The sequence below is a fragment of the Mobilicoccus sp. genome, assembly GCF_032060985.1.
Classification (GTDB): domain Bacteria; phylum Actinomycetota; class Actinomycetes; order Actinomycetales; family Dermatophilaceae; genus Mobilicoccus.
In genome coordinates this window covers 192,421-203,718 of sequence record NZ_DAMBGD010000002.1, presented here as the reverse complement: position 1 = coordinate 203,718, position 11,298 = coordinate 192,421, and the positions used below count along the sequence as shown (strand labels likewise).

Here is an 11,298-nt window from a genome sequence, read left to right as displayed (position 1 = left end):
GATGACGACGTCGTTCACCCCCACGGGTGCCGGTGCCGGATGGGCCGGCGGCGGAGTCGGCACCGTCGGAGGACGAGCAGCAGGCGCCGATCTCGGGACCTCGGGTATCGGGACGTCGGGTGTCGCCGCTGCGCACGAGCGGTCGGCGACCGGCACCGACGTCGATCTGCGCACCTCCTACCTCGGTCTCGACCTGCGCAACCCCGTGGTCGCCTCCGCAGGACCCTTGTCGCAGACGGTCGAGGGGGTGCGGGAACTCGCCGACGGGGGCGTCGGCGCGGTCGTCCTCTACTCACTGTTCGAGGAGCAGATCCGCCACGAGGCCGCCCGCGACGTCATGCTCGAGGAGCTGCACGAGGAGAGCTTCGCCGAGTCGCTCACCTACTTCCCCACGCCTCCGGGCGGGCGGGACGTGCTCTCGCGCAGCTACTACTCGCTCGTCGAACGCGCCGCCGCCGCGGTGGACGTGCCCGTCATCGCAAGCCTCAACGGGTCGAGCATCGGCACGTGGACAGAGGCCGCGCGGGCCATGCAGGACGCGGGCGCCGCTGCGATCGAGCTCAACATCTACCTCGTGCCCGGCGACACGAACGCCGGCCGCGACGTCGAGGACGCCCACGTCGCGATCCTCACCTCGGTCAAGGAGGCCGTCACCGTCCCGGTCGCGGTCAAACTGAGCCCGTTCGTCTCCTCACTCGGGGAACTCGCGCTGCGCCTCGCGGAGGAGGGCGCGGACGGGCTCGTCATGTTCAACCGGTTCGTCCAGCCGGACGTCGACATCGAAGGTCTCGAGGTCGTCTCGGGTCTCGAACTCAGCACCCCCTTCGAGGCCCGGTTGCCGCGGACGTGGATCGCGGCGCTGCGTCGCCGCATGTCCATCTCCCTCGCCGGGACGACCGGCGTCGACACCGCCGACGACGTCGTCAAGTACCTCCTCGCCGGGGCGGACGTCGCGATGACGACGTCGTCGCTGGTGCGTCGTGGACCGGGGTACGCCCACCAGCTCGTCGACGGGCTCGCGTCGTGGATGAGCCGCAAGGGATTCTCCTCCGTCACGGACGTCCGGGGGCTGCTCGCCGTGCCGACCGACGTCGAGACCACCGCCTACGCCCGCGCCGGTTACGTCTCCGCCCTCGAGAAGGCCAAACGCACCTACGGTCCCCTCGTCGAGGACTCCGAGGGCGGGACTCCGCCCTTCGGTGCGGCCACGACCGTCGGTGGGCCCGCGCCGACCGACCCCCAGGCCGACCCCGGGCAACGCGCCACCCAGGTGCCGCCTCCGCACGTCGATCTCTGACCGTACGCGCCGCGCGCGGCGACCGGCGCTGCCCTGTACCCGGGCGGCCCCGCCCTGCTGCGGCGCTGCGGTGTTCCGGAGGTGCACGACACGGGGTGGCGGCGTGTGCCCCTCACGCACGACGCCACCACGCATGACAGGACGGGCCCCGCCGAAGCGGGGCCCGTCCTGTCATGCGGTGTCGCAGAAGTGACTCAGTGCCCGTGGCCGTGGCCGGCCGCCGGGTCCTCTTCGACCTTCTTCTCGACGACGAGGGTGTCGGTCGTGAGGACCATCGCCGCGATCGAGGCCGCGTTCCGCAGCGCGGAACGGGTCACCTTGACGGGGTCGATGATGCCCTTGCCGACGAGGTCGCCGTACTCGCCCGTCGCGGCGTCGAGGCCCGTGCCGGGGCCGGCCTCGGCGACCTTGGCGACGGCGACGTAGCCCTGCAGGCCCGCGTTCTCGGCGATCCAGCGCAGCGGCTCCGCCGCGGCCTTGCGCACGATCTGCGCACCGGTGGCCTCGTCACCGTCCAGCGAGAGGGAGTCGACCGCGGTGGAGGCGTGGACGAGAGCGGAGCCGCCACCGGCGACGATGCCCTCCTCGATGGCCGCGCGGGTCGCGGAGATCGCGTCCTCGATGCGGTGCTTCTTCTCCTTGAGCTCGACCTCGGTGTGCGCGCCGACCTTGATGACGCAGACACCACCGGCGAGCTTGGCGAGGCGCTCCTGGAGCTTCTCGCGGTCCCAGTCGGAGTCGGTGCGCTCGATCTCGGCCTTGATCTGGGCGACCCGGCCGTCGACCTCGTCGGCCGCACCCGCACCGTCGACGAGCGTCGTGTTCTCCTTGGTGACGACGACGCGGCGGGCCTGGCCGAGCATGTCGAGGTCGACGTTCTCGAGCTTGAGGCCGACCTCCTCGGAGACGACCGTCGCGCCCGTGAGGATCGCGATGTCCTGCAGCATCGCCTTGCGTCGGTCACCGAAGCCGGGCGCCTTGACGGCGACGACCTTGAGGATCTCCCGCATCCGGTTGACGACGAGGGTCGAGAGGGCCTCCCCGTCGACATCCTCGGCGATGATGAGCAACGGCTTCTTGGCCTGCGCGATCTTCTCGAGAACGGGCAGGACGTCGGCGACCGCGCTGATCTTGCCGGAGTTGACGAGCACGTAGGCGTCCTCGAGGACGGCCTCCATGCGCTCGGGGTCGGTGACGAAGTACGGCGAGAGGTAGCCCTTGTCGAACTGCATGCCCTCGGTGAACTCGAGGTCGGTGGAGGCGGTGTTGCTCTCCTCGACGGTGATGACCCCGTCCTTGCCGACCTTGTCGAACGCCTCGGCGATGAGCTCGCCGATCTCGCGGTCCTGCGCCGACAGCGACGCGACCTGGGCGATCTCGTCCTTGCCCTCGACCTCACGGGCGCCCTCGAGCAGCGTGGCGTCGAGCGCCTCGACGGCCTTCTCCATGCCGCGCTTGAGGCCCGCCGGCGCCGCACCCGCGGCGACGTTGCGCAGACCCTCCTTGACCATCGCCTGCGCGAGGACCGTCGCGGTCGTCGTGCCGTCACCGGCGATGTCGTTGGTCTTGGTGGCGACCTCCTTGGCGAGCTGCGCGCCGAGGTTCTCGTAAGCGTCCTCCAGCTCGACCTCGCGAGCGATGGTGACACCGTCGTTGGTGATCGTGGGGGCGCCCCACGACTTGTCGATGACGACGTTGCGGCCGCGCGGACCGAGCGTCACCTTGACCGTGTTCGCGAGCGCATCGACGCCGCGCTCCAGCGCCTTGCGTGCGGAGTCGTTGAACTCCAGCTCCTTGGCCATTCGTACTCCTGTATGTCAGGTCGGACGACGACGCCCCGGCCTGCGCCTTGCTCAGGCGGCCGGGGCGCGTCGCATATCGATGACGAGCTTCCTCGGGCTCGACCTACGGCAGGATGCTCACTGCGTTCCGCTCCTGCCTCCGGTCTCACCCCACGTCAGCTCGTGCGGATGGACGAGCTTCCTCGGGCTCGACCTACGGCAGGATGCTCACTGCGTTCCGCTCCTGCCTCCGGTCTCACCCCACGTCAGCTCGTCGAAGTCACTTGGTGACGACGGCCAGCACGTCACGAGCGGAGAGGATGAGGTACTCCTCGCCGGCGTACTTGACCTCGGTGCCGCCGTACTTGCTGTAGATGACCTTGTCGCCCACGGCGACGTCGAGCGGGATGCGGTTGCCGTTGTCGTCGACACGACCCGGACCGATGGCCAGGACCTCGCCCTCCTGGGGCTTCTCCTTGGCGGTGTCCGGGATGACGAGACCGGAGGCCGTGGTCTGCTCGGCCTCGCTGGACTTGACGACGATCCGGTCCTCGAGCGGCTTGATGTTCACCGACACGGTTCGACCTTTCGCTAAGGCGCCCGTGGGCGCGTGACGTTCGGTGCAGACGCCCGGTCGACGGGCCGCCGTCGCGGGGGTCGGCCCGGTGTTCCGAGGCGTCTGGCGTTCTGTGATCTCCCGGGCGGCCTCGTGCCTCGCGGAGTCCGCGATTGGCACTTGAGACCGCCGAGTGCCAATCCGAATCTAGGCCCGCGATTAGCACTCGGTCAACTCGACTGCCAACGCGGCGCAAGGGCGGCGTCGGCGCGCCGCGGTCCGCGTCCGGACGGGCCTGGGCTCACCGCGGGCGCAGCCACACCGACAGGGCACGGAAGGCGAATCCGTCCTGGTCGAATCCGGGCTGCTCCCAGTCGACCTCGACGGTCTCCCCGTCGATGAGGGGACCGGTAGCCGTCGGCCTGGATGACGGTGAAGTGCACCCAGCACCCGCCGGGGGTGTCGGCGCAGTCGACGACTCCCCACCCCTCCTCGTCGAGCCAGAACCGCACGACCGCCTCGGAGCGCCCCGCCCCGCGCTGCGCCGGGGCCGTCCGGTCCGCAGCGTCCTCAGGCACGGGACTCCTCCCGGAGGCGACGCCCCAGTGCCGCGAGCGCCGGGCGCATCGCCGTCCGCGGGGTGAACGAGGAGGCCATCATCATCGTGCGCAGGATCGCTCCGGGGTAGACCGTGGCCTGGCCGGTGACGAGCCCGTCCCAGGCCTCGCGGGCACATTGTTCGGCGCTGATGCGCGCCAGGCCGATGGCGTCGGTCAGCGGCCCCATGCCCGAGACGGCGTCGAACTCGGTCGCGACCGGGCCCGGCTGGAGCTGGGTGAGCGTGACCCCGGTCCCGGCCAGCTCGCCGCGCAGGCTCTCGGACAGGCCGTCGACGTAGTGCTTCGTCGCCGCGTACACCGCGGCGCCCGGGCTGGGGTGACGGCCGGCGCCGGACCCGACCATGAGGATCGCGCCGTGACCACGTTCGATCATCGCGGGGGTGAAGGCGCGGGCGAGGAGGGTGGGGGCGGTGACGTTGACGGCGACCATCCGGGTGATCACGTCGGGGTCCTCATCCTCGAACAGGACGTAGTCACCGAAACCGGCGTTGTTGACGAGGACGTCGACCGTGAGACCCGCCGCGGCAACGTCGTCGACGAGACCCTGCACGCCCTCGGGACTCGACAGGTCGGCGGGGAGGACCTCGACACGCAGGGGGTCACGCCCGGGGCGGGTGACGGTGAGCAGCCGCGCGGCCAGCTCCTCGAGGCGCTCGCGGCGGCGCGCGGAGAGGACGATCGTGCCGGCGACGGCAGCGGCCTCCCGAGCGAGGGCTTCGCCGATGCCGGACGACGCGCCCGTGACGAGCACGGTCGTCCCGGCCAGTCGCTCGGCGGCCTCGGTCGTGTCGGTGGCGAGGAACGGGATCTTCGGCATGACTCTCCTCAACGGGTACGGGACCTCAGTCTCGCCCCATCCCCGCCGTCCCTCACCTCGGACCGCACGGTGGGTCCGAGACCGACCCTATGGCGTCCCGTTCGAGACCCACCCTCCGGCATGAGCGCGTGTGTCACGGCGGCTCGGGGCGGGGGCGGGTGGCGCCGCCCTCCGGGCGGGTAGCGTCGTCGCTCATGGACGTCGACACCGCCAGGCTGCTGCTCGACCGGGGTCTGGAGATTCTCGACGACCTGCCCGAGTACGAGGAGGCGCAGGCTCTCGTGGTCGGGACCCGACTGCGGCGGGAGGGACTGGACCCGGACCTCGTCGCCGCCGTCCTCACCCAGGCCGAGCTGCGGGCGCGCGGACGGGTCAAGTTCGGCGCCGACGCCGACCGCATGCTCTTCACCAGGGACGGTCTCGAGCAGGCGACGAGACGCGACGTCGCCGATCACCACGCGGCGCGGTTCGCGGCGGCCGGTCTCACCGTCGTCCACGACCTCGGATGTGGCCTCGGCGCCGACGCCCTCGGCCTGGTCCGCGCCGGGATCACCGCGCGGGGCGTGGACGTGGACGAGGCGACGGCCCTCCTCGCGGCCCACAACCTCGCGACACTCGACGCCGGCACGGGGTCGAGCGCAGAACGGGGCCGGGCGGAGGATGCCGACCCCGTGTCGACCGAGGGGGTCTGGTTCGACCCCGCGCGCCGGACGCCGGGCCGGACCGACGCGACCGGCCGGACCCGCCGCACCTTCCGCCTCGAGGACATGACCCCGCCGTGGCCGCTCGTCCTCGCCACGGCGGCACGGATCCCGGCGACGGGGGCCAAGCTCTCCCCGGCGTTCCCCGCGCGTGAGACCCCTCACGGGGCGCAGGCGGAGTGGGTGTCGCATGCCGGTGATCTCGTCGAGTGCGCCCTGTGGTGGGGCCCCCTCGTCGCCCACCCCGGCCGGACCGCGACACTCCTCCGCCCCGGCGCCGATCCCGTCGTCGTCAGTGAGGACGACGCCCACGGCGCCCCTCCCGCGGGGTCGCGCCCCGTGCGCGCCGGCAGCGTGCTCCACGAGCCCGATCTCGCGGTCCTGCAGGCCGGACTCACGGGCGCCCTCGCACGCTCCGTCGAGGGCGCCGAGATCGCGCCCGGGATGGGGTATGTCGTCTCGGACACCGAGGTGGAGGTGCCGTTCGCCCGGCGTCACCGCGTCGCCGAGGTCCTCCCCGCCAACGCCAAGGCGGTGAAGGCCTGGCTGCGCCGGGCGGGCCTCACCGGGCTCACGATCAAGCGCCGTGGTGGCCGCCTGGACCCCGAGGACCTCCGCCGTCGCCTCGGACTCCCCACGCGTGGTGGCGACCAGGCGACCCTCCTGCTCACCGTCGCCGCGAACGGCCCCGTCGCCCTCGTTCTCGAGGCGGTGACCTGACGACGCGGGAGTCTCCCTCCCCCGAGATCGCAGCCAACGATGCCGCGACGAGGTCGTCATCGCAGCCCCCCGACCGCATCCTTGGCTGCGACGTCGCCTGCGATCTCGGCCGGAGAGGCGTCGACCCCCGCCTCCGGGTGGAGACGGGGGTCGACGGGGAGAACGTGGAGACCGGGCCGAGGATCAGGCCTTGGGCGCCACGGTGAGGATGGTGCGGCCACGCTCGACGCGCCCGGAGCCGACGGGCTCGATGGCACCGGTGGCGAAGGAGTTCGTCACGAGCACCGGGGTGATGAGCGAGTAGCCCGCCTCCTCGACGACGCGGCGGTCGACCGTGACGAGCGGGGTGCCCGCCTCGACCGTGTCGCCTGCCTGGACGTGCACGTCGAAGCCCTTCCCGTCGAGGTTGACCGTGTCGATGCCGACGTGGATGAGGAGCTCCACGCCGCCGTCGAGGGCGAGACCGAAGGCGTGGCCGGTGGCCTGGGCGACCATGACCTTGCCCGCGGCGGGGGCGCAGATGGTGTCGTCGGCCGGGTCGATGCCCACGCCCGGTCCGACGAGACCGGCACTGAACACCTTGTCCGGCACCTCGGCGAGGGGCACGAGGGTGCCGTCGACCGGAGCGCCGATCTCCACGACGCCCGCCGTGGCGGCGTCCGTCCCGGAGGCCGCGGCGGCACCGGCCGCTCCCGCACCTGCGCCGGCGGCGGTCGCACCGGCGGCAGTGGCCCCGGCGGTGCCCGTCGAGCCCACTCCCGCACCCGTCGTGCCGGTCGTCGCCGTGGGGGTGCCGGAGGTCCCGGCGGCGGAGACGGGGGTCGCGGCGTGGGCCATGCGGTCGTCGGTGCGCATGGTGATGGCCTCGTCGGCGACGGGGTCCTGGGCGGGGATGGCGGTGTCGGTCGTCGCGGTGGCGGCCGCGCGCGCGGCGAGCTTCTGCTCGGGGGTGCGGTAGTCGCTGACGATGACGAGGATCATCGCGGTGAAGAACGCCGCGGCCACGGCCCCGCCGTAGAGCGGGAGGTTGTCGAACGCCGGGATGGTGAGGAGCGAGGTGAACACGAAGGCGCGGGTGTTCACGCCGCCGCCGAGGCCGATGATCACACCACCGACGAGACATCCGACGAGCATCCGTGGGTAGATCTTCTTGAAGCGAAGGTGGATACCGTAGAGGGACGGTTCGGAGATGCCGCCGAGGAGACCCGCGGCGAGCGCGCCGGTCGCGGTCTGCCGCATGGCGATGTCACGGTCCTTCCACGCGTGGAAGAGGACACCGGCCGTGGCGCCGAAGCACGCGAAGTTCCAGGCACCCATGGGGCCCTGGATGAAGTCGTAGCCGAGGGTGCTGATGTTGGCGAGCATGATCGCGTTGATCGGCCAGTGCAGCCCGAGAGGCACCATGAACGGGTAGGCCAGCGGGATGACGATGGCGAAGATGAGCGGGTTGAAGTCGTTGATCGACTTGAGGAACGCCCCGAGACCGGCGCCCACGTACACCCCGATGGGGCCGATGAGGAAGGCGGTCAGCGGGATCATGATGAGCATCGCGAAGAACGGCACGAAGATGAGGTGCACGTTCGACGGGATGATCTTCTTCAGGACCTTGTAGAGCGGGCCGAGCACGACGGCCATGAGCAGCGGCGGGAACACCGTCGAGCCGTAGTTGAAGATCGTCAGCGGCAGCCCGAACACGTCGTAGATCTTGACCTCGGAGTTGAACACCGTCGTCGTGGTCGCGGCGTCACCGAGCCCCGTGAAGCCGGGAAGCATGAGGACGCCCATGATCGCGAAGCCGACCCACGGGTCGGCATCGAGCTTCTTCGAGGCGTTGTAGGCGACCATCAGCGGCAGGAAGTAGAACACGCCCTGCCACAGCAGGTTGATGAACGCCCAGCCGCCGGTGAGGGTGACGCGCGGGTCGGCCCAGTTGCCGATGACGCCGAGCGTCGCCATCAACGCCATGAAGGTGATGAACAGCGAGGCACCGAGCAGCGCGCCGAGGATCGGGCGGAAGGAGTCGGAGAGGAACTCGAAGAAGTTGTCGAGCCAGGCGCGGCCACCGCGCGGGCCGCCGGCGCGCAGCTCGGCCTTGAGGTCGTCGTCGGACTTGGGCCCGGTCGTCGCAGGTGCGGAGGACGACGACATCGACGGCAGCGCCATGATGTCGTTGTAGACGTTCTGCACGGCCCCGCCGATGACGACCTGGTAGCGGTCGCCGGACTGAGGGACGGCGCCCATGACGCCGGGGGCGGCCTCGACGCGGGCGTTGTCGACGGCGGAGGCGTCGCGGAGTTGGAATCGGAGACGCGTGGCGCAATGCGTCAGGCTGACGATGTTCGATGGACCGCCGACACTGTCGACGATCTCCTGTGCGGGGCTCGCTGCCATGGTGGTGCTTTCTTGTCGCAGGAGTGGTCTCGGCCGAGAACGGCGGGCCCAGTCTGACCCGCCCCCAACCGTGAGATGTGACGGGGTGCACAGAATCATCGCGCATGACGGCCGATTTCGGGCTCAACAGGGGCCGCCGCGCGGCCGGGTCGGCTCGATCCGGGCCGAAGGTCCCCGATCCTGCCTTCGCGCAAAGGGAGGCACCCCGCCTCGGGATCCCGCCCGGGTCCGTTCTCGACCGCCGGGGAGGATCTCGGCGGCGGTGGGCGGTCCGAGGCACCGCCCCTCCGGCCCGTGTGCCGCGCCCCGGGGCGTCGGGAAAACCACTACCGGTCGCGTCCCGCCTCCGCTCAGACTCCTCTCATGACGACACCCGTGGTCATCGGTGTGACCGACACCCGCACCGACGGCCCCATGACCGGTGGCGAGCGCGAGACGCTCGAGCACTGGCTCGACTCCTCCCGCGCGGCCGTGCTCCTCAAGGTCGAGGGGCTCGACGCCGAGCAGCTGTGTCGGCGCTCGGTGCCGCCCTCGACGATGAGCCTGCTCGGCGCCGTCCGCCACCTCACCGAGGTCGAGGCCTCCTGGCTGCGGGCGGTGCTCGACGGCCAGGACGTTCCCGACATGTTCTCCACGCGCGAGCAGCCCGAGGGGGATTGGGATCTCACGGACCCGGCGAGGGCACAGGACGACGTCGCGGCCTACCTCGCGGAGGTCGACCGCGCCCGGGAGGCCACCGCGCGATGGGAGCTCGACGCCGTCGCTCGGCGGCAGCGGCACGGCCGTGACGTCAGTCTGCGGTGGATCCTCACCCACCTCATCGAGGAGTACGCCCGCCACCTCGGCCACATGGACCTGTTGCGGGAATGCGTCGACGGTCGGACGGGGTACTGAGGTCGCCCACCCGCCACGCGGCGCAGGCACGGGCCGCCCCTCACGGGGCACCTCTCACGGGCACGCTGCTCCGACGTGCGGCCGCCTGTCGAGCTACCGCCGGGGCGGGCTGCGACCTGACACCCCAGGCCCGACACCGTCAGCCGACGGCGTCGGCGACTCCGGGGATCCGGGCACGGTAGCCGTCGAGCAGGTGCCGGGCGAGGGCGACCGAGTCGACGAGGGGGTGGGACGCGAAGGCTTGCACCGCGCGCTGCCGGGAGCCGGTGAGGGCTGCCTCGATCGTGAGTTCCTCGGCGTGCTTGACCTGGGCGGTGAGGCCGAGCATCCGGCCGGTGAGGGGGGCGGTCGCGAGCGGTCGGGGGCCGGAGGCATCGACGGCGCAGGGCACCTCGACGACCGCGTCGGCGGGCAGACCGGGCAGGGTCGTGCCGTTGCGGACGTTGAGGATCATGAGTCCCCGCTCCCCCCGGGAGATCGCCCGCATGAGCGACAGCGCGACCTGCTCGTACCCCTCGGCTCCGACGTCGGTGAGGTCGCGCTCCTCCCCCTCGGCGCGGGCCTCGGCCATGTAGGTCTCCTCCCGCTCGGCGCGGACCTCACGCCACCGCCGCCACGCGCCGTCGGGGTCGGCGAGCGCAGCCGCGTAGTAGGCGGACTGCTGACGGAGGAGGAACTCCCCGCGCGTCTGCGTGGCGCCGGTGATCGACGCGATCGCCTCGCGGGTGAAGTCGTAGTAGTAGACGTATTCATTGGGGATGGCCCCGATCGTGGCGAGCCACTCGGGTCCGAAGAGGCGCCCCTCCTCCGTGCGCACGAGCCGGGCCGGGTCGGCGAGGAGGTCGGGGAGGACGTCCCGACCGTCGTATCGCAGCCCCCGCAGCCACCCGAGGTGGTTGAGGCCGGCGTAGTCGAACGAGGTGCGGGCCGGGTCGAGCCCGAGCGCGGCGGCGGCACGTCGGCCGAGGCCGATCGGAGAGTCACAGATGCCGACGACCCGGTCGCCGAGCACCTGCTGCATCGCCTGCGTGATCATGCCGGCGGGGTTGGTGAAGTTGATGACGTACGCCCGCGGAGCGACCTCCGCCACCGTGCGAGCGATGTCCATGACGACGGGAATCGTGCGGAGGCCGTAGGCGATGCCGCCCGGACCGGTCGTCTCCTGGCCGAGGAGCCCGAGGTCGAGCGCGACCCGCTCGTCGCAGGTGCGACCCTGCGCCCCGCCGACCCTGATCGCGGAGAAGACGACGTCGGTGTCCGTGACGGCCTCGCGGAGGTCCGTCGTCGCGTGGAGGGACGGAGGGGTCGCCCCGTGTTCCCGGCGCGCCTCCGCGGCCTGCTCGCGGAGCACGGCCGACATCACCGCGAGGCGGTCCGACGACGTGTCGTGGAGCACGACCTCCTCCACCCGCCCGGGGTGGGTGTCGCGCAGCAGGGCTCCGTGGACGAGGGGGACCCGGAATCCCCCGCCACCGAGGATCGTGAGCTTCATGGGCGGCCTTTCGCGACGACGGCACGCGG

The 11,298-nt window shown here is 71.7% G+C and carries 8 protein-coding genes; 3 read left to right on the top strand and 5 right to left on the bottom strand.

Annotation, left to right across the window (positions count from 1 at the left end; translation table 11 throughout):
• Nucleotide 1: 1 nt before the first annotated feature.
• A complete protein-coding gene (locus RT054_RS02665; protein ID WP_313022063.1) occupies nucleotides 2–1,297 on the top strand; it encodes a dihydroorotate dehydrogenase-like protein in 1,296 nt (431 codons plus the stop codon).
• Nucleotides 1,298–1,491: 194 nt separating this feature from the next.
• On the opposite strand, the gene groL is transcribed toward RT054_RS02665, so the two are convergent.
• From groL to RT054_RS02650, 3 genes are all read right to left on the bottom strand, one after another.
• Nucleotides 1,492–3,099 (bottom strand): chaperonin GroEL, encoded by a 1,608-nt coding sequence (gene groL / locus RT054_RS02660; RefSeq protein ID WP_312720788.1) that lies wholly within the window; start codon nucleotides 3,097–3,099, stop codon nucleotides 1,492–1,494.
• 259 nt (nucleotides 3,100–3,358) lie between these two features.
• A complete protein-coding gene (groES, locus tag RT054_RS02655) occupies nucleotides 3,359–3,655 on the bottom strand; it encodes a co-chaperone GroES (protein WP_312720787.1) in 297 nt (98 codons plus the stop codon).
• 549 nt (nucleotides 3,656–4,204) lie between these two features.
• Nucleotides 4,205–5,071, bottom strand: coding sequence for an SDR family oxidoreductase (locus RT054_RS02650; RefSeq protein WP_312720784.1), 867 nt, complete (start codon nucleotides 5,069–5,071; stop codon nucleotides 4,205–4,207).
• 194 nt (nucleotides 5,072–5,265) lie between these two features.
• Here RT054_RS02650 and RT054_RS02645 point away from each other — a divergent pair, with 194 nt between their 5' ends.
• On the top strand, nucleotides 5,266–6,492 hold the full coding sequence (locus RT054_RS02645) for a THUMP-like domain-containing protein (protein ID WP_313022062.1): 1,227 nt from the start codon (nucleotides 5,266–5,268) through the stop codon (nucleotides 6,490–6,492).
• Nucleotides 6,493–6,675: 183 nt separating this feature from the next.
• Here RT054_RS02645 and RT054_RS02640 read toward each other — a convergent pair whose 3' ends face one another.
• Nucleotides 6,676–8,883, bottom strand: a complete 2,208-nt coding sequence (locus RT054_RS02640; RefSeq protein WP_313022061.1) for a glucose PTS transporter subunit IIA — start codon at nucleotides 8,881–8,883, stop codon at nucleotides 6,676–6,678.
• A gap of 363 nt (nucleotides 8,884–9,246) precedes the next feature.
• On the opposite strand from RT054_RS02640, the gene RT054_RS02635 reads away from it, so the two are divergent.
• Nucleotides 9,247–9,777, top strand: coding sequence for a DinB family protein (locus RT054_RS02635; protein WP_313022060.1), 531 nt, complete (start codon nucleotides 9,247–9,249; stop codon nucleotides 9,775–9,777).
• Between the two features lie 139 nt (nucleotides 9,778–9,916).
• On the opposite strand, the gene RT054_RS02630 is transcribed toward RT054_RS02635, so the two are convergent.
• Entirely contained in the window at nucleotides 9,917–11,269 is a 1,353-nt protein-coding gene (locus RT054_RS02630) for a 6-phospho-beta-glucosidase (RefSeq protein ID WP_312720776.1), read from the bottom strand.
• Nucleotides 11,270–11,298: the final 29 nt, after the last annotated feature.

Bases quoted from the DNA above. Each gene is read 5' to 3' on its own strand.
- RT054_RS02665 (WP_313022063.1), top strand. From the start codon at position 2: ATGACGACGTCGTTCACCCCCACGGGTGCCGGTGCCGGATGGGCCGGC.
- groL (WP_312720788.1), bottom strand. From the start codon at position 3,099: ATGGCCAAGGAGCTGGAGTTCAACGACTCCGCACGCAAGGCGCTGGAG.
- RT054_RS02650 (WP_312720784.1), bottom strand. From the start codon at position 5,071: ATGCCGAAGATCCCGTTCCTCGCCACCGACACGACCGAGGCCGCCGAG.
- RT054_RS02645 (WP_313022062.1), top strand. From the start codon at position 5,266: ATGGACGTCGACACCGCCAGGCTGCTGCTCGACCGGGGTCTGGAGATT.
- RT054_RS02640 (WP_313022061.1), bottom strand. From the start codon at position 8,883: ATGGCAGCGAGCCCCGCACAGGAGATCGTCGACAGTGTCGGCGGTCCA.
- RT054_RS02635 (WP_313022060.1), top strand. From the start codon at position 9,247: ATGACGACACCCGTGGTCATCGGTGTGACCGACACCCGCACCGACGGC.
- RT054_RS02630 (WP_312720776.1), bottom strand. From the start codon at position 11,269: ATGAAGCTCACGATCCTCGGTGGCGGGGGATTCCGGGTCCCCCTCGTC.